This is a genomic window from Cytophaga hutchinsonii ATCC 33406 (genome assembly GCF_000014145.1).
GTDB classification, from domain to species: domain Bacteria; phylum Bacteroidota; class Bacteroidia; order Cytophagales; family Cytophagaceae; genus Cytophaga; species Cytophaga hutchinsonii.
Genome location: NC_008255.1, coordinates 2258924 through 2283655 on the forward strand (window position 1 = coordinate 2258924; position 24732 = coordinate 2283655).

Here is a 24732-nt window from a genome sequence, read left to right on the forward strand (position 1 = left end):
AAGTATTCATAAAGGTGGAAGATTCCTATTTACACAAAGGACTACGAAGAAAGCTCATTAAGATACTAAGAGACAAGGGTATTCAGGATGAATTGGTATTACAGGCCATTGATCGGGTACCCCGGCATATTTTTCTTGACAATGCTTTTTTAGAACACGCCTATCAGGATAAAGCTTTTCCAATTGGTGATGGACAAACCATTTCTCAACCCTATACGGTTGCCTCTCAGACAAGCTTGCTGAAGCTGAGTCCGGGAATGAAAGTACTTGAAATCGGTACAGGTTCCGGTTATCAATGTTCTGTTCTTCTTGAAATGGGTGTAAATGTTTTTACCATTGAATACCATAAAAGTCTGTTTGAGAAATCAAAAAAAATGCTTCAGTCGCTTGGCTACAAAGCTCAGTTCTTTTGCGGAGACGGCAGCGAAGGTTTAGCGCGCTTCGGCCCGTATGACCGTATACTTGCTACTGCCGGCGCACCGTATGTGCCGCAAAAGTTATTGGAACAGTTAAAAGTTGGCGGCATATTGGTTATTCCGGTTGGAGATCAGAAAACACAAAAAATGCTGCGCCTCACTAAAGTAACTGAAAAAGAAATCACACAAGAAGAGTGCGGCGACTTCCGTTTTGTACCATTGGTAGGCAAAGACGGCTGGAACGCTAAAACAAATAAATTATGAATCCCCAGGCAAGACATCCGAGTGAATCTATGGTGATAAAATCTGAATTGGTTTTACCCAACGACACAAATACACTAAATAATTTAATGGGTGGAAGACTCATGTACCTGATGGACGTTGTTGGAGCCATTTGTGCCTTGAGACATTGCAGCCACGGTGTAGTTACAGCTTCTGTTGATAATGTTTCTTTTAAAGCACCGATTGCGCTTGGTAATATTCTGACGCTTGAGGCTAAAATCACCCGCGCCTTTCATACATCAATGGAAGTACATATTGAAGTATGGGCGGAAGATGTATTAAGCAGAGTAAAAACAAAAAGCAATGAAGCGTTTTTTACATTTGTTGCTTTAAGCGCAGATAAAAAGCCGTTGCCGATCCCGGAAGTGATCCCGGAAACAGAGCGTGAAAAAGAACTGTATGCCGGTGCATTGCGCAGAAGACAATTGCGTTTAATCCTTGCTGGCAGGATGAAACCTTCTGAAGCTACAGAATTGAAGGCTTTATTTGAAAATCTATAAAATAGCATCTAAATAAGTATTCTATAAATTGAATTAAAACGTACACTTTTGTTAAATAATTTACCTTACCACAACTTTAATATTAAGTTATTAGTAATCAATTATTAATAATATATATTTGCAATTACAGAATCTCTTTGTTAAAATTGCAGATTAAATGTTCAAACACGTATTATTACACCTTTCTAACAAATATCTAACACAAATATGAAAATTAAATTACTTCTTTCTGGCGCAGTATTAGCTGCAATTATGTTCTCTTGTAACTCTGAAAAACCTGCTGAAACAGCAACTGCTGTTGATTCATTAGGTACTGAAGCTACTTATGCTGTTGATTCAGCTGCATCTAACATCTTCTGGGAAGGTCAAATGTTGAAAATGCACAAACACTTTGGTGATTTAACAATCTCTGAAGGTTCTTTCACTGTTAAAGGTTTACAGGTAACTGGCGGTACATTTACTGCAGATATGAAATCAATCGTTCCTACAGACAGCAACTACAGCAAAGAACATCCAAAAGGTTACTTAGTAGGTCACTTGAGCAATGCAGATTTCTTTGCCGTTGATTCATTCCCTACAGCTTCTTTCGTTATCAAATCTGTTTCTGGAAACACTGCTACAGGTGATTTAACATTACGTGGCAAAACAAATTCTGAAACAGTTACAGATATCGTTGTTGATACAGTTGGTGGTGTTAAAGCTACTGGTAAATTAGTGTTCAACCGTCAGAAATATGGCGCAGCTTACAAAGCAGCTAACGACATGGTTCTTTCTGATGACATCAAATTAGATATCACATTAGTTGGTAAAAAATAATTTTCATGAATTTCTAATTCATGGTTTATTTTCAAGAAAGTCCCGCTTAGCAGCGGGACTTCTTTTTTTTCATTATTCAACGGCTTCTTTTTTTAAAACAAAACGTACGATTCTTTACATTGTTTCGGATATACAATCGATACCTTCAATACATGGTTTGCTGAATTAACCCTATGCGGAACATATTGCAAGCTTATATACCCAACGTATAATTGCTCTAAAAATTCATACTACCTATGGATACATGTGTTTACTTCATGTGTAATGAAGCAGCCATAAGAACGAATGTGCCGGGCAAAAAAAAACTTCAGTGTTACCTGAAGTTTTTTGTATCGTGAACGGAGTGCTTACTTACATTTGAATAATCTCAAACTCTACTCTTCTGTTTAATCTTCTGTGTTCTTCTGTATCATTGGCACTGATCGGTTTATCCGGCCCATACCCTTTTACATTAATTCTTTTCGCTTCTATACCGCGGCTTACCAGATAATCTTTTACTTTGATGGCACGTTCTTCTGAAAGTTTCAGATTCAAGTCTCTGTTTCCCTGATTATCGGTATGGCCGGAAACTTCAATCGTTATTTGGGGATGCTGATTCATTGTTGCTACCAAACGATCCAGCTCTGCATACGATTCAGGTAAAAAATCATCTTTACTTTGCACAAATAGTACGTGTTTCAATACAATCTTATCCCCTTTTTTAACATCAAAAACAGATTCATCTTTGGGTTTGATTTCTGTTTTTGTGGTTTTTATTTGTTTAGATGTATCTGCTGGCTGCAGGATAGTTGTTGTTGAAACAACTGTTGTATTCTCAATAACTGCTGGCTTAACCGGCTCATCCTGTACAACAGCAGGTACGGTTATCGGAGGCGGATTAAATGGATATTTAGATTGTACAGCATAAATTTGTTTCACTTCTTCTTCCGAAATAAACTTGTCCCAGATACTGAAATCGTCCATCTTACCGGCAAAATAGCTTGCCTGACCAGGGAAATCACATCCTACAATTAATGGCTGATTATTTGAAACAAAATGTGCGGCAACATTTTCACAAGCGATTAATCGTCCATTCAAAAAGTATTTAGCTACATACCCGTTAAAGGATACAGCGATCATATTCCATTTACCAGGCATCAAGGTTACACCGTTACTTGTGTATATACCTTTTGAATTTCCTTCTTCCCCGCCATCAAAATAAAAGCCTTTATCGCTGGCACCAAAGCGGTATTGAAAATTCGTTGCTGTTTCTGTTTTACAGAAAATCGGTGAATAATTGCTTGTTTTTAAATTTTCCCAATACGGAGAATCATTGTATTTATCCACATATACCCAAACGGTAAAAGCAAAATTACTTACAGGTAGGTTTTGATTGGCCGAAAAAGGAATGCGGATAAAACCGTCTGATCCATTAAAATGAAGCGCTTTATTTTCTCTCCCGAACCTGTCTGAAGCTGCCTCCACTCCACCAATCATTTGTCCGTGAAGTCTGTTAGGCCCTACATCATAGGCATTCCCATCAAATGAATACGTATACACCCAGCCTGCGGCAATTTTCTGCGCAAAAGATGCATTAGTTATCATTATTGATATAATACCTGTAACGAGTATTGACCGAATCTTCATTCTAAATATTGAATATTCTATTTGTTCAATAAAGATAGAATTTTAATTGTTAAAGTGCACAATTCATGTAAAAAAGTCTGCTTTAATTGATAAAGTAAAAAATAATTACCAACTAACAAGCAGGTTTTTAATTACATATTTCCCTGAAATCACCTTTAGAAAAGTAATTAATAATAAATACAAATTAGAATTGTTAACTTGTCAATCATTAAAAATTCAACAACGTGTTATGGGTGCGTGTAATTTTACAATCATAATTAAAGAAAGCGCTGAAACAGTTATTAACAGGGCTAAACAAGCTATCCTGAAAGCAGAAAATGCCCAATTTGAAGGGAATGCATCAAAGGGTGGTTTTGCCCTGCCAACACCGCTTGGGGCAGTTACAGGGAGATATGTAATCGAAGGCGAAAAAATACATTTTCATATTGAAGAAAAACCTTTTCTGGTGAGCTGCAGTTTAATCGAAAATAAGTTAAACGGCTTCCTTGCAAATAATTCATAACCGGATTAATTATATTTTTCCAGTCCTTGGTCAATCATTCAAAATATTGAATAATACTTCTAAAATCAGCATGAAAGCGATTATTTTTTATAGCTTTTATCGACATTTATTGCATTAAAGCAACTTTTTTCTGTATATAAAGTATATGGGTTTAACACATGTTAAATTCATTCTATACAAAATGAAAAAAATCTTTCTTGCTTTATTATTAGCCTATTCAATTTTCGATGTTTATGCTCAACTGATATGTCCTGCTGATTTAACAAATGGACAGAACTTAGTTGTCAACGGAGATTTTTCGGATGGTTATGATGGCTGGTCTTACGATGCCGACCCAACCGGAACAAATGGATACATAAGATTTGGATCTACTCCCCAAGGCTATTCCGGTCCGGGCTATATTTATGCAGGTTCTTCAGCCGATCATTTTAATCACGATGGTTTTGATGATTATGATGACCATTCTGCATCTTCAGATAATATGATGTTGATGGTAGATGGAATCTGTAAGCCTGGTGTTACATTATGGCGCCAAACGGTTACAATCACTCCTAACACAAACTACTATTTCAGTGTATGGATTTCTTCATTAAAAAATAACCCGAATTTTCCAGGCAGCCTTGACTTCAAAGTTAACAATGCATCTTTGGGAACAATTGTAACAGCGCCTGCTACCGGTCATGTATGGCAGTTTGTAGAAGCAACATGGAACAGCGGCAGCTTTTCCGGTCCGGTTGATATTACAATTGCTAACAATACAACACAAGGCTGTGATACCGAAGTAGATTTCGCCATTGATGATATTGCTTTTATTCCCGGCTGTGCATACGGTTCGGCTGGCCCACAGCCAGATCTGGGCGCTGACCGCACACTTTGCGGCTTAGGAGGAAGTGGTATTGAGTTAGATGCAGGTGTGCCGCACAACAGCACCACGCTTATCCGTTGGGACGATGGTTCAACAGGTTACAAACGTCTGGTTACAGCACCAGGAACATATTCCGTTTGTGTAAGCGATAATGGTTCCTGTACAAAATCAGATCTTATTGTTATTACCAATACCTATTCCATTGACTTGGGGCCGGACATGGAACTGTGTGATCCTGCAGCCGTAACCCTTGATGCCGGCTTTGCAGGCGTTGGCGTTACCTATAAGTGGTTTAAAAACTATCCGATTGAAGCAGCCGGTGACAATACGAAAAAAACGTATTTTGTGAATACACCCGGTACCTACCGCGTTGAAGTACGTGATCCTTCGTGTGGCCTGCAAACAGACGAAGTTATCATCACGACCAAAGCACCTGTGGCGACAAATGCCGTGTATTGCGACCCGGGTGATATTACCTTAAGCGTGTCTCCGGATAACAGCGGAAAATACAAATGGTGGTCAACGCCAACAGGTACCAGCGATGCAGACCTTGTAACGAAAGGAACCAGTTCTTATACATTTATGGCTGCACCAACAAGTAATTATACCTTCTATGTTCAGGACACAGCTTCGTTCAGAACTGCAATTGGATTGCCGCTTACCAGCAATAATTTACCAGCTGCAGATCCAAGAAGTGTTCAGGCTGATACAGAATTGAAATTTGATGCATTGACTGCAATCACCATTGATTCTGTGTATGTAGATTTAATTGTTTACTATTGCCCGAGTACATTTAATATTGGCCTGCAAGTACTGGATGCGTCCGGAAATGTTGTTGGCTCTGCCACCTGGACCACGCCTGTAAGCGGCTGTACTATGGGAACGGCAAGATTCAAAGTACCGGTTAACATTTCTGTTCCGGGTGGTACGGGATACATCTTAAAATATACTGGAACCAGTACACCAATGGGCTGGTACGGCAGTGGCATGAGTTATCCTCAAACATTCGCAGAGGTGGTTAGATTCACAGGAAATAATAATAATCCCAATTCTATTCCTGGTATGTTCCGTTGGGTAGTAACTGCCGGTACTGCCTGTGCACGTGTACCGGTAACGGCTACCTTCAAATCGTGTGCACCGCTTCCTCCTCTTCCGGTACCGGATGCAGGTAATGACATTACATTGTGTAATACACGTACCACACAACTACATGCTTCTTTAGGAACAGATGAAACAGGTGAATGGAAATTTGCTGCAGGCAGTACAGGAACAGTTGTACCGGCTTCAAGCCCTACGGCAACAGTAACGTTCTCCGGCGATACAGCAAAATTAATATGGATAGTTACAAACGCAGCGGGTTCTGTAAATGATACGGTTATTGTTTCAACTACCATGATGACACCTCCGGTTATAACAGCTCAGTCAGCTGCCTGCCCGGGCACAACCGGAATTACATTTACTGCAACACCTGACAATACAGCTACAGGAAGCACTTACCAGTGGACTGTAGTTGCAGGTGACATCACAATTTCCTCCGGGGATAATACCTACCAGCTGACAACAGATGCAGGAACAGCAGAAAGTATCGTAGAGGTAACAGAAACGAAAAACGGATGTACTGCATCCATGAGAGATACATTGAAGATCTCTGTTGCCAACGAACAGCCTTTTGCAGGAAATGATAGGACTATCTGCGGAACATCTGCAACACTTGTGGGTAATATACCTGTAGATCCGGCACAAACAGGAAAATGGACTGCTGTAACAACTGATCCGGATCTGGTACTTACATTTACGCCTCCAAGCACAGCGTTTGCAGACAAACTAAAACTAAATCATTCCTATGATTTTATGTATGAGATTTCCGGAGGCTGCGGCTTACCAACAACCGATATTGTAACGGTTACAGTAAGCAAAAGCGGGTTTACCATCCGTTCGATTTCTCAACCATTGGATACAATCTGTATCGGTTCTGAACGAACGCTGGATGTGTCACTTTCTGTTTCACCAGGCAATTCCGGATCGTATACCTACTACTGGGTGAAAAAAGGCCAATTCTCAGTTACAGAAACAACCTCATCTGATTATACCATCGTTACGGGTGATGTGGAAGAAACGTATTATGTGTATGTTAAAGATAATATGAATGAAATCTGTGCTACGGATCTGGATTCAGCAAAAATCATTTCAATTGCGCATCAAAAATTAACTGTCCCCAATTTGATCACACCTAATGGCGACAATATGAATGACGTACTTAAGATCAGAGAAGCAAACAATACAAACCGTAACATGTTGGCTGAAAACTCCGTGTTAAAAATTTATAACTCGTGGGGAAATGAAGTCTTTCATTCCGATAATTATGGCAATGACTGGAAAGCACAGGGAATAACAGACGGTATGTACTACTATTATTTAAAAGCCGGCTGTGGTGGCGAAGTACATAAAAGCTGGCTGCAGATCTTAGGAAATGTAAACAGATAAGAAATAACAGATCATACATCCCTATTACATAAAAAAGTCCTTGCTTATATAGAGCGGGGACTTTTTTATTTCAATCCGTTATCTGCATGCTATAATTCTGTATGCGGAATATATTTTCCGATATTCTATGCTGTATTTGTTCTGTTTGAAAATACGTCCTTTGTATTTTCTGTTTTTTGCAAAATACTACCCCACAATAGCTGCTGACTGATTGGAATTCTCAGTCAAATAACCCTCTACAGGCATACCTGAAACTGGATACAAATCAATATATAATTATTTCAATGCACTTATATATAAATACCAAGCAATCAGTAATTGCATTAATTTTATAATTATTTTAATTAATTATATCACAATGCGTTATATTATTTTTTTCATATAAAATACTACTATTTATTAGGTAAAATAGTAACTTGTACCCAATTAACATATCAACTTATTATAAAAAATAACGACATGAACAAGAAGTTTTTTTCCTTTGCAATTATTCTTACAATAGTTTTTGCAACGTTATCTACAAGCTGCCGGAAAGGTGAAAAAGGTGAACCCGGACCAGCAGGCTCAAGCTCTACGACTCCTGCCTACAAAGGAGGCTCAATCTCCGGTACGATTGATGGTGTAACACGTTTGAATGATTCTTCCTTTAGCTTAAAAGTAGATTATCAATACTACAAAAGCGCTTCAGACAACAGAAATACGGAAGAAAATTTTGACGGTACCCGCAATGTTTACAGCGTTACCCGATATGATTCTACTGGCAACTCTTATATAACATTTGAGTTTTCAGTGTATTATTATGATCCGAATAGTTTCAAAACAGGAAGTACAAGCAGAAGTGCAGAACTGGTACCTGAACTATCTGACGTATATGTGACAATCGTATCAAATAAAAAACAGACTGGCAACAAACTGTTCTACTTCGCTACTGTATCTGATTACTACAATCCGTTTGATGTTGAGTCTGTTTATTTAGATCAGTATTCAAGCGGCGACAGCAGAATTTCATACGATAATCTTGTAATAAATGAGGCTACCGGATTAATAAGTTTTGATTACGACATTGAATTATCAGAAGATAGAAATTCAACAGGAAACTTTATCACAATGAGTGGAAAGCTTAATGCAACTCCTTATAATGTGTCATATAGAAAAGGAACGGCAGAATAAGCAGATAAATCCTCAACGGTAAAGCATAAAATTTTATACGTTTAAGGAGATATTAATTCTTACTCTAAAACTCATATATCACTCATGAATAAAAAATATTTTTCTTTCGGAGTAGTACTGGCAATTGTTTTTGGAACAGTATTATTTGGATGCAGAAAAGGCGAAAAAGGTGAGCCCGGCCCTTCCGGGTCTGGTTCAAAATTATCAAAAGACGGATTTATTTCAGGCTCATTAGAAGGAACAAAAAGTGATGAAAGTTCTTTTGATATTCCGTTCAAATACGAATATCTGAAAGAACCTTCAGATAATTTCTTAACAGTAGATTCAGATGGGTATAAACATTATAACATCACACGTTATGATTCAACCGGAGAATCTTACATAAAATTAGAGTTCAGGATTCTTACCTATGCGGGACAAAACGGATCGGTTACAGAAGGATTTGGTGAATATGCTACAGTTAAAACCTATAGCAAACAAACAGGCAGCGCTATTGACAATTTCTATTTTGGCACATGCTATTCAGGTTCTCCCTTTATCCCTGCCAGAGTATCGCTTACAGACTATTACTCGAAAAATACAGAGCTTGAACTTGATAATTTAAAGATTACAAGTACAGGCAATGTAAACTTTGATTACAGTCTTATCCTTGATTCCAGAGATAATTCTTCCGGAAACAATGCAACAATCACCGGATCTATATCGGTAAATCCATACGAAGTAGTATATCGTACAGGTTCACCGGAATAATACGGACAGTATCATAAAAAAAGTCACGCCTTTCAGCGTGACTTTTTTATTTCTATTAATGTACATGAACGTGTTGAATCCAATACTATATATTCATACTTCCTGTCTATTTCAAGCATTACAAAAGGTTCACATACCAGCATTTTTTCGCTTGCCTGAAAAGCTGCATGCTTTGTTTTTATGGGATGTGTAACATCAAACCTTTTCTGCGAAAGTTGATTATAAAAAAGTACATGCGGATTATATTTTGTGGGTACAACCGTATATGACTCGTTTGTGTGTTTATGCATCATAAAGGTACCATACTCTTCTGGAAGCGCCCGTGAAAAATTCCGGTAAAAAATCTGTATGTAAAAAAATATAAATGCCAATGCATACAGCACAAACATCATCCATTCTTTATCATCAAATATACGCGCGCTTATATACCTGATGCTGTAAGAAATTCCAGCCCCCAGTACAATTGACATAAGCGGCAGCACCGCTGCGTCATACCACAGCAGTTTCACATTCGAAAAAGATAAGATGAAAAGAAACCCGGTACTAACGGTGATGATGTAATATAAAAAAGCTCTGTAAGGAAGTGTTTTATCAATAAGCAGCATGTATACAACAACAACCAAGAACAACAGCCAGTATTGTACCTGCTCATAAAACAACATACGCCAATAATACTCCCATTCCGGATTAACACTCTGAATGCCGTTATACCTTCCTATTTCATACTTCCACACAGCATCCAAATATCCGGGATCAACATACTCCCTGCCCAGATACCATGCGGCCAATGCAGTAAATACAAAAGTTATACTGATCCAGAAGTTCTTATTAAAAAATAATCGTTTTTGCTTTTTAAAAACGAACAAAAAGAGCAGACAGAACGGAAGAAAAAACACAATCATCCAGCCTTTGATAAGTATGGATGCTGTTGCAGCTGCACATATATATACAATATGTACGTTCTCCTTTTTTGTATCGGTTGCGGTTAGAAACAAATAAAAAAATAAAATAAAAGCGGTTGTAAAAAATATAAGCGGTACATCATGATCACCGGTGAAGGCCATATGCGGACAGATATAATAAGGCATTACCAATAATAACGTTGCCGAACACAATGCCCATAAGGTATTATTAAATATTTTTTGAATAAAAATAAAAATCAACCAGACCAGCGCAATTGCACAAGCAATCACGGGAAGTCTTAAGCTCCATTCGTTCCAGCCAATGGTTTTACCTAACAGTATCTGCACGGCTGAAAAAAGATATGGTTTTGTATTCCGGAGTTTTACGGTTGGATCAAAGTCTATAAAAAAACGTCCGTGCTCTCCCAGCTCGTATGCCTGAATAAAATAATAGCTTTCATCAAATACAAATAGCTTATTTTTACAGGCCTGATAACACATAGGTAAAGCCATCAGAAATGTAACAGCAATGACTCCTGTAATTTTAACAAACCTGTTCATCTCTTTACGTTCACGTTCTTTTGAATGGATACAATAGCCCAAGATAATATTATTGCAGCAAAATTAGTAGTGCTTACTTACCCGTACTTTTTTTTCAAAAGTGATACACGTATATTTCCGTCTGATTGATGTATTCGTATGTTCACGTTTAAAGCAGTTATTCATAAATATGAAAAGAATGCAGAGAAAACTGGCTGGAGTTTTATCTACATTCCCATAGATGTTTCAGAAGCACTGGAACCCGGAAACAAAAAAGGCTTTCGTGTAAAAGGTGCGTTAGATAACTTTCCGATTGAAGGTGTGTCACTTATTCCCGTTGGTGGCGGAGAATTTATTATGCCTATCAATGCAACCATGCGTAAAGGTACTCATAAGGCAACCGGAAGTACATTAACGGTACGCATTGAAATTGATCCGAAAGAATACATATTAAATTCAGATTTTATTCTGTGCCTGGAAGATGTACCGCGTGCGTATGCTTATTTTAAAAGCCTTACAAGATCGCACCAGAATTATTTTTCGAAATGGATCGATGCTGCAAAAACAGAACTAACAAAATCAAAACGCATTACACAATCCATTCAGGCATTAAGCATGGAATTGGGCTATTCGGAAATGATGCGGATGAATAAGGGAAATAAGTTTTAAGTAATAGGTTTTAAGTTCTATGATTTTTTTCATTGATACACTTATACAAAAATGATCTAGCAAAAAAAATGTTAAGCCCGTTCTCGGACTTAACACTTAAAACCTTTTTACTTAAAACTTAAAATTACCAGCCCAGTAAATACGCAAAAATCAATGGTACCACAATGGTAGCATCTGACTCAACGATAAACTTCGGCGTATGAATATCTAATTTACCCCAGGTAATTTTTTCATTCGGAACTGCTCCTGAATACGAACCATATGATGTTGTAGAATCAGAGATCTGGCAGAAATAACTCCAGAATGGAATGTTTTCCATTTCCATATCCTGATACAACATGGGCACTACACAGATCGGGAAATCACCGGCTATACCGCCGCCAATCTGGAAGAAACCTACGCCTTTACCCTCAGAATTCTTTACATACCAGTCAGAAAGCCACATCATGTATTCAATACCAGACTTCATGGTTGTTGGCTTAAACTGTCCTTTGATACAGTATGAAGCGAAGATATTACCCATGGTAGAATCTTCCCAGCCCGGAACAATGATCGGAAGGTTTTTCTCTGCTGCTGCAAGCATCCAGGAGTTTTTCGGATCAATTTCATAATACTGTTCCAGCTCTTTGCTTAACAGCATTTTGTACATAAACTCATGCGGGAAATAACGCTCCCCTGTTGAGTCTGCATCGTTCCAAACTTTATATAAATGTTTTTGTAATCTTCTGAAAGCTTCTTCTTCCGGAATACATGTATCTGTAACACGGTTATAGTGGTTTTCCAATAGATCCCACTCGTCCTGCGGACTTAAGTCTCTGTAATGTGGAACGCGTTTGTAGTGCGAGTGCGCTACAAGGTTCATGATATCCTCTTCCAGGTTGGCACCTGTACAGGAAATGATCTGCACTTTATCCTGGCGGATCATCTCGGCCAATGATTTTCCCAACTCAGCCGTACTCATTGCACCAGCCAATGTAATCATCATCTTTCCGCCTTCTAATAAGTGCGTTTCATATCCTTTGGCTGCATCAACCAATGCTGCAGAGTTAAAATGCAGATAATGCTCCTGAATAAACGTAGAAATAGGTCCCTTTGACATATTTATTAAATGTTAAATAGAATAATAGCCTGCAAGTTACATCATTCTATTGAAAACTTATAAACCTGTGTAAAATCCCATATTATTTAATTATTATCCCCTTGAAAATGAGAAGGTCTACCTCCATCCGTTTGAATAATAACTTTCAGGATTGAACGATTAAACACGATTCAGAAAATATGTTGAGAATTAATTCATAACTCCTTTCACCGGGGCGAATCATAATTTCATTGCTTTTCGTAATTTGTAGCTACCAATATCCATGCATTGGTGAATTCGTTTATGGAAGGAAGAATCAACCCGGAAAACTGGAAAGACATATTTTCAGATACCTTGTATATCATTACAGACCCGAACGGTGTAACTGCCGTTATTCCTGAAGAAACTGCTAAAACGGCATCTTCGGAACCTGTGAAAGCAGCTCCCGCAGATATTAAACCTACTCCTGTTACAACGGCTACTCCGGCGTTACCGAAAATACCTTCAATACCTACGCCTGCTTCTGCAACACCTAACCAACAGCCTGCTCCTGTTGCAGCAGCTACTGCCGTATTGAAACCTGCAGGTAAGTACAGCAACGGTATTTTAATTTTGATGCACGTATCTTACACCATGACTCCCGCACAGCAGGAAATGCTGGGAAAGATCGTTAAAGCTGTTCAGCTGGATTACAATGAATGCGGTGTATTACAGGTCTCTGCTCCTGTTTCATTAAAAGAAATTGAAACACTGAAACCGCGTATCGTTTTATCGTTCGGTTTGCCTACCGATGCGTTTGAGCCTCGGATGACAAAGGATCTATATTCGATTCAGAAACACAACTCAACCATTATGCTGTTAGCCGATTCTCTGGCTAAACTTGAAACAACCGTTGCATTAAAAAGTAATTTGTGGAATGCGATGAAGGAAATGTTCGGAATAAAATAATAGTAAGCAGATAATAATTTTCAAAAAAACAAGGAACACATCTGGCAGGTGATCCTTGCTTTATTCCCACTCTTAGCCTTGTATGCGTTAAGCTACTGCAATTGTTTTTGCCCCTATGCTGATCTTAGCTTTTGAATCCAGATCCACTGAATAATGAATAACAACGGCACTGGTATACCTCCTGATAAGTTTCAGAATATCTGTTAAACTTTCTTTATTGTTGCTGTTCAAAAGCACTTCAACAAAAGATTCATTTGTCCATTTAAACGACTTCAATTCCTTTTCAACCTGTTCCATATTTTACTGTTTTTAAAACGTTAACATATATAAATCCATTACTATAATTACATATGATTACAGATACTATCCCTTTCGTCTGCCTGGGTATAGTAACGGATAGTATTGATCAGGGTTATCAGGTAAGTAAAAAAAGTTATCCCCATTACACAATAACTTCAACGGAATAATTACATTCCTTTGTATCAAAAAAATGTACGCATTTACATTCTCTTTACTATTTCAATTGAAGAGAATGAATAAAGCAGTTTTTAAAATGAATCATTATTTAATAGATTGAATTTTAAATCATCCTACATAGTTCATGCATACTGCACTGATCAATCATATACGAAAATTTATTTTTTTAACTGATGAAGATGCGGGTACACTTTCTGCCTTTTTTCAATTAAAAAAAGTAAGAAAAAAAGAAACCTTATTAAAGACGGGTGAAATATGCCGGATAAATTATTTTGTTGTGAAAGGCTGCCTGCGTTTATTTTTTATTGATGAAAAAGGTATTGAACAAACAACACAATTTGCAATCGAAAACTGGTGGCTTTCTGATTACATGGCGTTTCAAAAACAACAACCGGCTGATTTTTATATTCAGTCAGTAGAGAACTGTGAGCTATTGAGCATTACGTATACTGAACAGGAAAATTTATTCGAAAGAATACCTGCACTGGAACGTTATTTCCGGCTGGTATATCAAAAATCATTTGCAGCGGCACAGTTGCGTTCCAAGTTTCAGCATATGTATTCCAAAGAAGAACAATATCACAATTTCAGTAGCCGATTCCCAGAATTCATTCAACGCGTTCCACAATATTTATTAGCATCATACTTAGGATTTACACCTGAATATTTGAGTGAGATCCGCAAAAAATACATTTCTTAAACCAGTTTAAGTTTTTCGTGACATGCATGCCCTACTTTTGTTTCATACTAAAGAAACATAATATGGAAAAACGATTAAACGTAGAAGCATTAGAACCTAATGCATACAAGGCAATGATGGGTATTGTTGGTTATCTTCAGACTACCGCACTCAGTAACGTGCACAAACATTTTATCTCCATCCGCGCATCACAGATCAATGGCTGTGCACATTGCCTGAACATGCATACCAAAGAAGCGCTGAATAACGGAATAACACAGCAGCGTATATTTTTATTAAGTGCATGGAAAGATACAAACCTTTTTACTGAAGATGAAAAAAGCATTCTTGCCTTAACAGAAGAAGTTACACGGATCAGCGAACACGGTCTTTCAGATGCGGTATATAAAAAAGCTGTAGAACTGCTGGGCGAAAATTATGTTGCGCAAGCTATTATGGCCATTGTTGCCATTAATGGCTGGAACCGGATTGCAGTAAGTACCAATCTTGCAATCTAAAAACAAGCCTGTTGCTTTTAAACAAACATGCCGCGGAAAATGATTTCCCCGCGGCATGTTTGTTATTATTTATTGAATGCTTATTTCGCAACGCTGATTTTCCATATCGTGTTAGCTGCATCATCTGCTACCAGGATAGAACCGTCAGGTAATACCGTAATGCCAACAGGTCTGCCATATACTTCATCTGCATTAGCAATAAAGCCTGTTAAAAAGTCTTCAGGAGCACCTAAAGGCTTGCCGTTTTTGAAGGGAACAAATACAACTTTATATCCTGAAAATACCGAACGGTTCCACGAACCATGCTGCCCGATAAAGGCACCGTTGTGATATTTTTCAGGAAAAGCTTTCTGATCATAAAAGGCTAAGCCCAGCGAAGCGGTATGTGCGCCCAATGCAACATCCGGCACTATTGCTTTCTTTACCAGATCCATTCCTTTTCCTTCCAGTCTCGGGTCTGCATGCTGTCCCCAATACGAATATGGCCAGCCATAAAATCCACCTTCCTGTACGCTTGTTAAATAATCCGGAACAAGTTCATCACCCAAACCATCACGTTCGTTTACAACAGTCCAGAATGTTTTGGTATCCGGCGCCCAGGCTGCCCCTACCGGATTACGTAAACCCGAAGCATATACCTTTTTATCGCTTCCATCCGGATTCATAACAAGTACATTTGCACGCATAAGCTCTTCATCCATGCCATGTTCTGCAACATTGCTGGAAGAACCAACGGTAATATATATTTTAGATTCATCTTTATTGGCAAGCAGGTTACGCGTCCAATGATTGTTGTACCCGCCAGCGGGCAAGTCTGTAATCTGTTTCGCTTTTGCCGTGATCGAAGTCTGCCCTTTTTTATATGGAAACGAAACTACACCGTCTGTATTGGCTACGTAAAATGTGTTTTCAATCAGCAACATTCCCAAAGGCTGGTTCAGTTTTTCAAGAAAAATTTCCCGCACATCTGGCATACCATCTTTGTCTGTATCCCGGAATAATGTAATGCGGTCTGCACTTCCATCAGATAATTTTGATTTCGAATTCCCGCTGATAAAAGAAGCTGCATTTTTCAATGCTCCTTTTGTTCCTGCTTCTGCTACTAACACATCGCCATTCGGCAGTACATACAGCCATCTGGGGTTCTCCAGTTTATCCGCATATTTTTGTACCACAAAACCTGCCGGTGCTGTTGGTGCCTGCCCTTCTTTCCAACCAAGTGCTTTACTGAATTTACGGACAGATTCTGTTTCAAATGGCTTCGGAAAAGTATCTGTAACTTCCGTAGCAATGGTATCATCCAATACAGCTGCCTGTTCTTTTTTTTCAGCACATGAAACTAATACTCCCATGCACATACTGATAAATAAAAATTGTTTCATACCAAATGTTTAAATAACTAATGAAATTTTATTAACTTTTTCCTGATCACAACAGAATGAAGAATACAGATACGTTCTTTTAAAGTTAATATAGTTTAACTAAATGAATTAACGTATCTTAAATGCAGTATACATTTAGCTGACGTTTCAGTCTATTATTAATTTACAGTTTTTTTATGAAAAACAGAAAGACTCTATCTATTATTTTAGGTTTGCTTGTTTGTGCCGCGACTACTTTTTCATGTAAAAAAGACAAACAGGAATGTGTTACCTGTACAGCCGTATGTACTGGCTCAGGCTCTTCCGAAATGAAAAACTGCGGCGATGATAACGATGCTATGGAAAAACAGTTTCGGGACCAGCATCCAGGATGTACGGTCAATTGTTCCAGAGAGAAAAAATAATAAGACATACGTAGTTTAATTTCATCTTCTTCATTTGTATTTATTGAGATGACATATATTGCTTTAGGTATGGCTGCTATTGGCCGCCCGCACTACATTAATATCAAAACAATAGATAGTCCGAAAGATCTTACTAAAGCAGAACTTCACGCCCATGCGACAGCTGTTCTGGACGCTGCCTATGCAATGGGTATACGTCATATCGATACGGCACCAGGATATGGTATTGCAGAAGAAATTTTAATAGACTGGCTTCGCCGTTCAGGTCATGAAGATATGACCGTTTCTACTAAATGGGGCTATACCTACACGGCAAATTTTGAAAAAAATCCGCTCCAGCATGAAGTAAAAGAACACTCCTTACATGTATTGCAACAGCAGTGGTTATATTCCAGGCAATTATTGCCTCCGCTCAATATGTACCAGATCCACTCAGCTACATCGGATAGCGGCGTACTCAACAATCAGGGCGTACTTGATAAACTCTTTGAACTGAAGGAACAATTTGGGATTGAAATAGGGCTGACAACAAGCGGTCTTACACAGAATGCAACCATTCAACAAGCCCTTAAAATAACAAATCAGGGCAAACCGCTCTTCACAATTTTTCAGGTAACCTATAATGTTTTTGAACAAAGTATTGCCGATAGCGTAGCTCTATTAAAAAATCAGGGAGCACGCATTATTATAAAAGAAGGACTGGCAAACGGCAGAATTTTTACTTGTGCAGATTTTCCGCAGTATGCTCCTGCATATGCGTTATTGGAACGGTTAGCAGGAAAATATCATGTAGGTGTTGATGCTGTTGCCTTACGTTTTTGCATAGATGCTTTACGTCCACTATATGTATTAAGTGGTGCAGCAACTATTGTTCAATTAAAAGAAAATCTATTAGCTGAAACGTTTACACTCCAATCAGAAGAACTGGAAGAATTAAAATCTATTCATGTTGCGTCAGAAGCATACTGGAATGAACGTAAACAACTTAAATGGAATTAATGCACAACATACGTACAGTCCGTGGGCTAGTATCAGTACCTTGCATTAACTTCTAAAAACACCAACATATACTGCGTTTACGCCAAAGAGATTGTATTATCTCCGATGCAGATCATAGCTGTAGGAACAAGATCTGTTTGATAGTGAATAACAATTGCATCTGTGTAACGGCGGAACATCGGGAGCATTTCCTTAAGTACACTTTTACTGTTACTGTTTAACAGAATTTTTATGCTTGCATCTTCTGTCCAGGTATGAGACTTAAGGGTTTTCTCAATTTCTTCCATGATGAATGTCGTTAAAATGTTACAAAGGGTTTATCAGTAAGATTACTGATAGGGATTCTAACGGACATACTGAATCAAGAGTTGTATTTGTAAACAATTAATTCACATTTATTAACATAAGATATCAATTTTAGCCACTTAAAGCTATAAAAGTACAATTTTCGTTCGATGTGATTAAATTTCAATGCGTTTTTACCTGTGTATTGATCAGATTTGAGCTTGCACGTGCTATAAGCTTACCATCAGGAAGTGCTAATGTTGCATGCACATTTATAATGCTTTTTCCCTGACGCACCACTTCAGCAGTACACGTAAGCACATCTCCTATTTGTGCCGGCCGCAGATAATCTACATTCAAGGTTACCGTAGCATAGAAAAAATCTTCTGCAGAGATCAAACATACCGTTCCGCAAAGGTCATCCAGAATTGTTGCAACAATTCCTCCGTGAATGCTTTTCATCATATTGGTCATATCAGCACGTACCGGTACGGTAACGATGATCTTGCCATTCTCTGCAAGTACGGGAGTCATCTGAAGCCAGTTGCTGATCTCCGAAGGGCTATCTGTTACAACTTTACCAATACGGTCTTGTATATAGGTTAAACGAGGGTTCATGTCAGAAATGGAATAGGTATATGAATTGTACTACAATATATTGAAAAATGTTTCAAAGGCGGTCCAGAGGTTGGTTTTTCATCGGAATACAAATAAAACGGACTTATTACACCTCAAGGTTTTATTTCGAAAGCTATCTATGTATGGATAATCCGTGAATGTTTAGGCAAACCGGACAATAAAAAAGCCTCCAATATTTCTATTGAAGGCTTTAAGAGGTTTCGACCAGATTCGAACTGGTGTAGAAGGTTTTGCAGACCTCTGCCTAGCCACTCGGCCACGAAACCCTGATTAAGGTTTGCAAAGTTATAAAAAAGGCGCGAAGAAGAAAGCTAAATGCAAAAAGATTTTAACAGCTTTATCTGAATACGTGTAATTTCTTAAATAAGCTATTGATACTAAGTCAATAAATAATTTCTGATATATCTGATAAAATATTAAAACGGAATAAAAAAGTCTCCCCGCCAATGGCAGAGAGACTTTCACATTAATTTATAGATAAGAAAGAATTACTTCTTTCCGTCCATTGAATCTTTCAAGTTAGAAAGTGCTTCGATATCACCTAATGTAGATTTCTCTACAGCAGGAGTTTTCGCAGTTGCAGGAGCTTTCGCGCCTTTAGCAGGAGCGGCTTTCTTTTTCTTGTCTGCTGGAGCAGCTGCATCTTCAGCTACTTCAGAGAATGTTTTCGTATGAGACAATACAATACGTTTGTCATCTTTAGAGAACTCCAATACTTTGAAATCTAATGATTCACCTTGTTCTGCATTTGCACCATCAGCTTTCACTAAATGTTTGTTCATAGCGAAACCTTCGATACCATATGGCAACTCAAGAACAGCACCTTTATCGTTTTTAGAGATAAGTGTAGCAGTATGAGTAGAACCCGGAGTGAAGATTGTTTCAAATGTATTCCAAGGGTTTTCTTCTAATTGTTTGTGGCCTAAAGCAAGTCTTCTGTTTTCAACATCCAACTCCAATACAACTACATCCAGTTTATCACCAACCTTAACAAATTCAGACGGGTGTTTGATTTTCTTCGTCCATGATAAATCAGAAACGTGAACAAGACCATCAATACCTTCTTCTAATTCGATGAATAAACCGAAGTTTGTTAAGTTACGCACTAAACCTGTGTGTTTCGTACCAACAGCATATTTAGAGATCGCATCAGACTTAGTCCAAGGATCTTCTGTCAATTGCTTAATACCTAAAGACATTTTACGTTCGTCACGATCTAATGTCAATACAACTGTTTCTAATTCATCACCAACTTTGATAAAGTCTTGTGGATTACGTAAGTGCTGAGACCAGCTCATTTCTGATACGTGGATCAAACCTTCAACACCTGGGTGTAATTCAAGGAATGCACCGTAATCAGCTACGTTAACAATTTTACCTTTGATTTTTGAACCAACAACAACATCAGCAGCAAGCGCATCCCAAGGATGAGAAGTAAGTTGTTTCATACCAAGAGAGATACGTTTTTTCTCTTCGTCGAAATCCAACACTACAACCTGTACTTTCTGATCTAAGCTCAATACTTCCTGCGGATGGCTTATGCGGCCCCATGAAATATCTGTAATGTGCAGTAAACCATCAACACCACCTAAATCGATGAACACACCGAAGTTTGTCATGTTTTTGATCACACCTTCTAATACCTGACCTTTTTCAAGGTTGTTCAGGATTACAGCTTTTTGTTTTTCGATATCTTTTTCGATCAACACTTTGTGTGATACGACAACGTTATCGTTTGTATAGTTGATTTTAACAACCTTAACTTCCATTTTCTTACCAACGAAGATATCAAAGTCACGGATTGGTTTAACATCAATCTGAGAACCTGGCAAGAAAGCTTCAACGCCGAATAAATCAACGATCAAACCACCTTTAGTTCTTCTCTTAACAAGCGCTTCAATAATGATATCATTATCAAGAGCACCTTGAATATTTTCCCAAGCCTTAACAATACGGGCTTTACGACGGGATAATACTAATTGTCCGGATGCGTTTTCCTGATCTTCAACAAATACATCGTATACTTCACCAACTTTAACGCCGCCATCTACATCACGGAATTCAGAAAGTGGAATAAGACCATCTGATTTAAAACCAATGTTAATGATAACATCACGTTCAGTAACACCAACAACGGTACCACTTAACACTTGTTTCTCAGTAACCTCGCTTAATGTACCTTCATACAAAGAAGCAATTTTTTCTTTTTCAGCAGCAGTGTAACCACCACCGAAACCTTTGTCACCAACTAAGTCCCAGTTAAAATCTTCTGGTTTTGGAGTAAGCATAATATTCACCCTATTGTACATCAGCCTACGGGCAAGAGACTGAAATTTGTTTGTTTTCTGCTAAAAGCAGTCCGTTTCACCTGAAACGGACTGCAAATGTACGGATTAATTGTTTTTATACCAAGGATTTAGGTTGGGTTTTAAGTGATAAGTTTTATGTTTTATGGGAAGATGGTTGCAAAACCAATCATTTAGCCATGATTTCGTACTTAAATTTGGCTAACATATATAAAAATATTGGATTATTACAAAACATTACAAGAATGGGCACAGCAATAAAGAAACAACTGCTGATATGATAAAGAATTTAAGTTATTTATTCTATTTCATTCAAACACGAATTGTAATCTATTTCGTATCTTTTGAATGAAACGATGCATTCCTTTGATTCTTTAAAGGGATCAATGCGAATTGTTTCAACATTTTTATAAACTAAGAACCATATGGGATAATAATAGAGCTTGTGCGTAGCTGCACCAGTTCCTGAAAACCCGGATACCATAACGGTTTCAACTTTATATCTACCTAAACGATCTGAAGCAATCGGCTTCTCAAGTACTCCACCAAAAGCATTAAAAAAAGAATAAACAAGAGAAAAGCAAAGTAATAAAATGACGAGTATTACAGAAATGGTTTTTCTATAAAAATATTCTAGCAACTTGATTGCATACGCATACACAACTGAAAGGATACAGAAAGCACATACAACATACAGCCAATTGGTAATAATAATGTATCCTGAAAGTCTTGAGACCAATAACAACAGAGAAATAACGACTATTTTTTTTATTGTTTTTATATCAAAAACCCTAAATAGATAAAAACCCGTAATTGGAAAAAGCATTATGAGAAATAAATAGCTCGCATCAATCAAATTAAAGATTTCCATCGCATAATATTTTTGTTGTGATCAGTCGCAGTGACGAATTGAAAAATTTTAGAATTTTAAAAATAACATTAAATTGACCGGTGAACATTGCCAGATATACCCATGATGCATTACCCTAACCCATGGCTGAAGCCATGGGCCAATTCATAATTCATAATTCATAATTATCAACCTACACTCCTGCCCGCTTGATAAACGCCAGCCGGTGCGTGTAGATACGCTTTTCGGCATGTACAATCCCCTGCTCATCGATCAGATCCAGGCGGACCTGTCCGGATGCATGAATGATCTTATTGCCGTTAAGCATGATGCCTACGTGTGTGATCTTGTCAAATTCATTTTTGAAGAATGCCAGATCGCCCTGCTGGTAATGTTCATACGGCACAGTGATCCCGATCTCTGCCTGCTGATACGCATCTCTTGGTAAGGGAATGGAATACATGCGGTAGATCTGTTGTACAAAGCCCGAACAGTCGATCCCGAAATGACAACGGCCGCCCCACAGATACGGCGCACCTAAATACAGCATAGCCGTCTGTTCCAGCTTCTTTGCATTGAAGGGCTCAGCATAACCAACATCGCCTTCTAAAATAAACGGTTCATCTCCTACACTGATGATTCCGTTTTTATATAAAGGCAAGGTAGAGCCCATCAACAAAGGAAAGAAACGCGTTTCACTTTTAGCAAGTGCATATAATGATTTACAAAATACCGGTGGTGTCTGACTTAATTTATGAATATATTCTTCGTCTACCGGAAGGTATTGTTTTGCATCTATCCAGCCTTTATAGCCGTCAAAATCATTTTGAATGTATTTCCATTTACCATCTTCAGACTGATTCACAATTTCAAAAAAGTCTCCGAACAATAATTGTGAACTCATCTCATGACGATCACCTGCTTCAACCCGCATGGGTACTACACTCAAATGGCAAATTCCGTATTGTTTCATTTTTTATTAAGCCGAACGCTTAAGGCTTAATGCCTTAAGCTGCGTTACCATAGTCTGTGGCACACAGACCATCATTGTTTAATTCTTTCGTAACTCAATCACCTGATTGTGTTCTGTGTGCCACAGACCACGGTGAGGGCCAAAGGCTAAGATATGCAAACCTTAAAGCTTTTAGCATTAAGCGTTAGGCCTAAATCCTTATGCGCTGCATCTCCCGCTCGTTATCTTTGCTCTTGATCGACTCGCGTTTATCATACAGCTTCTTTCCTTTTGCCAGTGCGATCTCAATCTTTGCATATCCGCGTTCGTTGGTAAACAAGCGCAGTGCAATGATCGTTAAGCCTTTTTCCTTGGAATGCATGAACAGTTTTTTCAATTCTGCTTTACGGAGCAGTAGCTTACGTGCACTCAACGGATCATGGTTGTAAAAAGAACCTTTGTCGTACGAAGAAATATTCATATTCTTGATCCACAGTTCTTCATTATCAAACAGGCAATACGCTTCGCTGATAGAAGCTTTGCTCATGCGGATGGCCTTGATCTCCGTACCTTTCAATACAATTCCGGCTTCGTATTTTTCCAGGAATTCATATTCAAAAGATGCCTTCTTATTTTTTATATTGACGTTTTTAACGATCTCTTTTGTACTCATTTTTATAACCCTCCTCCTATGCGCAATCTTGGTTCCGGAGACAGATCCCATCCTGCAAAATCATTTTCTAAATACTGGTGATATCCAGCTACAGCAATCATGGCTGCATTATCGGTACAATATTCAAACGCGGGTATGTATACATCCCAACCTTCCTGCTCGCGTTTTTGTTCCATGGCTTTCCGCAATCCGGAATTTGCCGAAACACCGCCCGCTATCGCTACCCTGTTGATACCCGTATCGACAACCAAACGCTTCAGCTTACGCATCAGTACATCTATCAGCGCATGCTGTACACTGGCACAAATATCAGGTAAATTTTTCTGAATAAAATCCGGATCAACGGCTGTATTTTTTTTCAGGAAATACATAAAAGCTGTCTTTATACCGCTGAAAGAATAATTATATCCGGGCATATCAACGGTTGGGAACGGAAATGCCAGCGGATTTCCTTGTTTTGCATACGAATCAATCAATGGTCCACCTGGGTAAGGAAGACCCATTAATTTAGCTGTTTTGTCGAATGCTTCCCCAACGGCATCGTCCTGGGTTTCTCCTACTACTTCCATTTCTAAATAATTCCGCACAATCACCAGCTGCGTATGTCCGCCACTCACAGTCATACAAATAAATGGAAAAGACGGTTTTACATCACCAATAAAATGTGCCAGAATATGCGCTTTCATGTGATTCACTTTGATCACCGGAATGTGTAAGGCCGACGCAAATGCTTTGGAAAAAGAAACGCCCACCAATAATGCACCTAATAATCCGGGGCCAGAGGTACAAGCCACTGCATTCAGGTCTGATTTTTGTATATTTGCTTCAAGGAGTGCTTGCGCTACCACTGGAATGATATGTTGTTGATGTGCCCGTGAAGCTAATTCCGGTACAATTCCCCCATATTTCTCGTGAATTCGCTGTGAAGCAACTATATTACATAGTATATTCCCATCCTGAATGACAGCCGCAGCTGTTTCATCACAGGAAGATTCGATGGCTAATAGTGTAACTGACATA

General features: G+C 38.3%; 25 protein-coding genes and 1 tRNA gene. 13 read left to right on the plus strand and 13 right to left on the minus strand.

Annotation, left to right across the window (positions count from 1 at the left end; translation table 11 throughout):
* Positions 1-14: 14 nt before the first annotated feature.
* The 3 genes from CHU_RS09440 to CHU_RS09450 all read left to right on the plus strand — a co-directional run bounded on the left by CHU_RS09440 (position 15) and on the right by CHU_RS09450 (position 2014).
* Positions 15-680 (plus strand): protein-L-isoaspartate(D-aspartate) O-methyltransferase, encoded by a 666-nt coding sequence (locus CHU_RS09440; RefSeq protein WP_011585311.1) that lies wholly within the window; start codon positions 15-17, stop codon positions 678-680.
* The gene (locus CHU_RS09445; protein ID WP_011585312.1) at positions 677-1198 is read left to right on the plus strand and encodes an acyl-CoA thioesterase; all 522 of its coding nucleotides are present in this window, start codon (positions 677-679) and stop codon (positions 1196-1198) included. Before CHU_RS09440 ends, CHU_RS09445 begins: the two co-directional genes overlap by 4 nt.
* A gap of 207 nt (positions 1199-1405) precedes the next feature.
* The gene (locus tag CHU_RS09450; RefSeq protein WP_011585313.1) at positions 1406-2014 is read left to right on the plus strand and encodes a YceI family protein; all 609 of its coding nucleotides are present in this window, start codon (positions 1406-1408) and stop codon (positions 2012-2014) included.
* Positions 2015-2365: 351 nt separating this feature from the next.
* Here CHU_RS09450 and CHU_RS09455 read toward each other — a convergent pair whose 3' ends face one another.
* Positions 2366-3598 (minus strand): OmpA family protein, encoded by a 1233-nt coding sequence (locus tag CHU_RS09455; RefSeq protein ID WP_041932308.1) that lies wholly within the window; start codon positions 3596-3598, stop codon positions 2366-2368.
* Positions 3599-3869: 271 nt separating this feature from the next.
* Between CHU_RS09455 and CHU_RS09460 the strand changes: the two genes are divergently transcribed.
* The 4 genes from CHU_RS09460 (at position 3870) to CHU_RS09475 (ending at position 9411) form a co-directional block, all read left to right on the plus strand.
* Positions 3870-4142 (plus strand): hypothetical protein, encoded by a 273-nt coding sequence (locus tag CHU_RS09460; protein WP_041932309.1) that lies wholly within the window; start codon positions 3870-3872, stop codon positions 4140-4142.
* 181 nt (positions 4143-4323) lie between these two features.
* Positions 4324-7491, plus strand: a complete 3168-nt coding sequence (locus CHU_RS09465; protein WP_143144034.1) for a gliding motility-associated C-terminal domain-containing protein — start codon at positions 4324-4326, stop codon at positions 7489-7491.
* Positions 7492-7950: 459 nt separating this feature from the next.
* The gene (locus tag CHU_RS09470) at positions 7951-8661 is read left to right on the plus strand and encodes a hypothetical protein (RefSeq protein WP_011585318.1); all 711 of its coding nucleotides are present in this window, start codon (positions 7951-7953) and stop codon (positions 8659-8661) included.
* An 84-nt stretch (positions 8662-8745) separates the two neighbouring features.
* Complete coding sequence (locus tag CHU_RS09475) at positions 8746-9411, plus strand: hypothetical protein (protein WP_011585319.1); 666 nt, start codon at positions 8746-8748, stop codon at positions 9409-9411.
* A gap of 32 nt (positions 9412-9443) precedes the next feature.
* Here CHU_RS09475 and CHU_RS09480 read toward each other — a convergent pair whose 3' ends face one another.
* Positions 9444-10874: an ArnT family glycosyltransferase gene (locus CHU_RS09480; protein ID WP_011585320.1), complete on the minus strand. Its 1431-nt coding sequence runs from the start codon at positions 10872-10874 to the stop codon at positions 9444-9446.
* A 138-nt stretch (positions 10875-11012) separates the two neighbouring features.
* Between CHU_RS09480 and CHU_RS09485 the strand changes: the two genes are divergently transcribed.
* Complete coding sequence (locus CHU_RS09485) at positions 11013-11522, plus strand: YdeI/OmpD-associated family protein (RefSeq protein ID WP_011585321.1); 510 nt, start codon at positions 11013-11015, stop codon at positions 11520-11522.
* Positions 11523-11646: 124 nt separating this feature from the next.
* Here CHU_RS09485 and CHU_RS09490 read toward each other — a convergent pair whose 3' ends face one another.
* The gene (locus CHU_RS09490; protein WP_011585322.1) at positions 11647-12621 is read right to left on the minus strand and encodes a deoxyhypusine synthase family protein; all 975 of its coding nucleotides are present in this window, start codon (positions 12619-12621) and stop codon (positions 11647-11649) included.
* Positions 12622-12903: 282 nt separating this feature from the next.
* On the opposite strand from CHU_RS09490, the gene CHU_RS09495 reads away from it, so the two are divergent.
* On the plus strand, positions 12904-13548 hold the full coding sequence (locus tag CHU_RS09495) for a hypothetical protein (RefSeq protein WP_011585323.1): 645 nt from the start codon (positions 12904-12906) through the stop codon (positions 13546-13548).
* Between the two features lie 87 nt (positions 13549-13635).
* On the opposite strand, the gene CHU_RS09500 is transcribed toward CHU_RS09495, so the two are convergent.
* Positions 13636-13845, minus strand: a complete 210-nt coding sequence (locus tag CHU_RS09500) for a hypothetical protein (RefSeq protein WP_011585324.1) — start codon at positions 13843-13845, stop codon at positions 13636-13638.
* 304 nt (positions 13846-14149) lie between these two features.
* Here CHU_RS09500 and CHU_RS09505 point away from each other — a divergent pair, with 304 nt between their 5' ends.
* Together CHU_RS09505 and CHU_RS09510 are read left to right on the plus strand one after the other, a co-directional pair.
* Positions 14150-14725 carry a Crp/Fnr family transcriptional regulator gene (locus tag CHU_RS09505; RefSeq protein WP_011585325.1) on the plus strand — a complete coding sequence of 192 codons (576 nt, stop codon included), beginning with the start codon at positions 14150-14152 and terminating at the stop codon, positions 14723-14725.
* Positions 14726-14787: 62 nt separating this feature from the next.
* On the plus strand, positions 14788-15222 hold the full coding sequence (locus tag CHU_RS09510) for a carboxymuconolactone decarboxylase family protein (protein WP_041932310.1): 435 nt from the start codon (positions 14788-14790) through the stop codon (positions 15220-15222).
* 80 nt (positions 15223-15302) lie between these two features.
* Here the strand turns inward: CHU_RS09510 and CHU_RS09515 are convergent, their stop codons facing one another.
* Complete coding sequence (locus CHU_RS09515; protein WP_011585327.1) at positions 15303-16604, minus strand: PQQ-dependent sugar dehydrogenase; 1302 nt, start codon at positions 16602-16604, stop codon at positions 15303-15305.
* A gap of 176 nt (positions 16605-16780) precedes the next feature.
* Between CHU_RS09515 and CHU_RS09520 the strand changes: the two genes are divergently transcribed.
* Both CHU_RS09520 and CHU_RS09525 read left to right on the plus strand, forming a co-directional pair.
* Positions 16781-17008 carry a hypothetical protein gene (locus CHU_RS09520; protein ID WP_011585329.1) on the plus strand — a complete coding sequence of 76 codons (228 nt, stop codon included), beginning with the start codon at positions 16781-16783 and terminating at the stop codon, positions 17006-17008.
* Positions 17009-17056: 48 nt separating this feature from the next.
* Positions 17057-18007 (plus strand): aldo/keto reductase, encoded by a 951-nt coding sequence (locus CHU_RS09525; RefSeq protein ID WP_011585330.1) that lies wholly within the window; start codon positions 17057-17059, stop codon positions 18005-18007.
* 77 nt (positions 18008-18084) lie between these two features.
* Here CHU_RS09525 and CHU_RS09530 read toward each other — a convergent pair whose 3' ends face one another.
* From CHU_RS09530 to tsaD, 8 genes are all read right to left on the minus strand, one after another.
* Complete coding sequence (locus tag CHU_RS09530) at positions 18085-18294, minus strand: hypothetical protein (RefSeq protein WP_011585331.1); 210 nt, start codon at positions 18292-18294, stop codon at positions 18085-18087.
* Between the two features lie 181 nt (positions 18295-18475).
* On the minus strand, positions 18476-18910 hold the full coding sequence (locus CHU_RS09535) for a PaaI family thioesterase (RefSeq protein WP_011585332.1): 435 nt from the start codon (positions 18908-18910) through the stop codon (positions 18476-18478).
* Positions 18911-19126: 216 nt separating this feature from the next.
* A tRNA-Cys gene (locus CHU_RS09540) sits at positions 19127-19197 on the minus strand.
* 222 nt (positions 19198-19419) lie between these two features.
* The gene (gene rpsA, locus CHU_RS09545; protein WP_011585334.1) at positions 19420-21240 is read right to left on the minus strand and encodes a 30S ribosomal protein S1; all 1821 of its coding nucleotides are present in this window, start codon (positions 21238-21240) and stop codon (positions 19420-19422) included.
* A gap of 295 nt (positions 21241-21535) precedes the next feature.
* The gene (locus CHU_RS09555; protein ID WP_011585336.1) at positions 21536-22108 is read right to left on the minus strand and encodes a hypothetical protein; all 573 of its coding nucleotides are present in this window, start codon (positions 22106-22108) and stop codon (positions 21536-21538) included.
* A gap of 172 nt (positions 22109-22280) precedes the next feature.
* Positions 22281-23060 (minus strand): NlpC/P60 family protein, encoded by a 780-nt coding sequence (locus CHU_RS09560; RefSeq protein WP_011585337.1) that lies wholly within the window; start codon positions 23058-23060, stop codon positions 22281-22283.
* 190 nt (positions 23061-23250) lie between these two features.
* Positions 23251-23712 carry an SsrA-binding protein SmpB gene (gene smpB / locus CHU_RS09565; protein WP_011585338.1) on the minus strand — a complete coding sequence of 154 codons (462 nt, stop codon included), beginning with the start codon at positions 23710-23712 and terminating at the stop codon, positions 23251-23253.
* A 2-nt stretch (positions 23713-23714) separates the two neighbouring features.
* Positions 23715-24731, minus strand: coding sequence for a tRNA (adenosine(37)-N6)-threonylcarbamoyltransferase complex transferase subunit TsaD (gene tsaD, locus CHU_RS09570; RefSeq protein WP_041932312.1), 1017 nt, complete (start codon positions 24729-24731; stop codon positions 23715-23717).
* Between the last annotated feature and the right edge of the window lies 1 nt (position 24732).

Coding starts and splice junctions, on each gene's coding strand:
- CHU_RS09520 (WP_011585329.1), top strand. CDS start 16,781: ATGAAAAACAGAAAGACTCTATCTATTATTTTAGGTTTGCTTGTTTGT.
- CHU_RS09555 (WP_011585336.1), bottom strand. CDS start 22,108: ATGGAAATCTTTAATTTGATTGATGCGAGCTATTTATTTCTCATAATG.
- CHU_RS09460 (WP_041932309.1), top strand. CDS start 3,870: ATGGGTGCGTGTAATTTTACAATCATAATTAAAGAAAGCGCTGAAACA.
- CHU_RS09470 (WP_011585318.1), top strand. CDS start 7,951: ATGAACAAGAAGTTTTTTTCCTTTGCAATTATTCTTACAATAGTTTTT.
- CHU_RS09495 (WP_011585323.1), top strand. CDS start 12,904: ATGGAAGGAAGAATCAACCCGGAAAACTGGAAAGACATATTTTCAGAT.
- CHU_RS09500 (WP_011585324.1), bottom strand. CDS start 13,845: ATGGAACAGGTTGAAAAGGAATTGAAGTCGTTTAAATGGACAAATGAA.
- rpsA (WP_011585334.1), bottom strand. CDS start 21,240: ATGTACAATAGGGTGAATATTATGCTTACTCCAAAACCAGAAGATTTT.
- CHU_RS09490 (WP_011585322.1), bottom strand. CDS start 12,621: ATGTCAAAGGGACCTATTTCTACGTTTATTCAGGAGCATTATCTGCAT.
- CHU_RS09505 (WP_011585325.1), top strand. CDS start 14,150: ATGCATACTGCACTGATCAATCATATACGAAAATTTATTTTTTTAACT.
- smpB (WP_011585338.1), bottom strand. CDS start 23,712: ATGAGTACAAAAGAGATCGTTAAAAACGTCAATATAAAAAATAAGAAG.
- CHU_RS09455 (WP_041932308.1), bottom strand. CDS start 3,598: ATGATAACTAATGCATCTTTTGCGCAGAAAATTGCCGCAGGCTGGGTG.
- CHU_RS09560 (WP_011585337.1), bottom strand. CDS start 23,060: ATGAAACAATACGGAATTTGCCATTTGAGTGTAGTACCCATGCGGGTT.
- CHU_RS09450 (WP_011585313.1), top strand. CDS start 1,406: ATGAAAATTAAATTACTTCTTTCTGGCGCAGTATTAGCTGCAATTATG.
- CHU_RS09485 (WP_011585321.1), top strand. CDS start 11,013: ATGTTCACGTTTAAAGCAGTTATTCATAAATATGAAAAGAATGCAGAG.
- CHU_RS09465 (WP_143144034.1), top strand. CDS start 4,324: ATGAAAAAAATCTTTCTTGCTTTATTATTAGCCTATTCAATTTTCGAT.
- CHU_RS09530 (WP_011585331.1), bottom strand. CDS start 18,294: ATGGAAGAAATTGAGAAAACCCTTAAGTCTCATACCTGGACAGAAGAT.
- tsaD (WP_041932312.1), bottom strand. CDS start 24,731: ATGTCAGTTACACTATTAGCCATCGAATCTTCCTGTGATGAAACAGCT.
- CHU_RS09475 (WP_011585319.1), top strand. CDS start 8,746: ATGAATAAAAAATATTTTTCTTTCGGAGTAGTACTGGCAATTGTTTTT.
- CHU_RS09480 (WP_011585320.1), bottom strand. CDS start 10,874: ATGAACAGGTTTGTTAAAATTACAGGAGTCATTGCTGTTACATTTCTG.
- CHU_RS09445 (WP_011585312.1), top strand. CDS start 677: ATGAATCCCCAGGCAAGACATCCGAGTGAATCTATGGTGATAAAATCT.
- CHU_RS09515 (WP_011585327.1), bottom strand. CDS start 16,604: ATGAAACAATTTTTATTTATCAGTATGTGCATGGGAGTATTAGTTTCA.
- CHU_RS09535 (WP_011585332.1), bottom strand. CDS start 18,910: ATGAACCCTCGTTTAACCTATATACAAGACCGTATTGGTAAAGTTGTA.
- CHU_RS09510 (WP_041932310.1), top strand. CDS start 14,788: ATGGAAAAACGATTAAACGTAGAAGCATTAGAACCTAATGCATACAAG.
- CHU_RS09525 (WP_011585330.1), top strand. CDS start 17,057: ATGACATATATTGCTTTAGGTATGGCTGCTATTGGCCGCCCGCACTAC.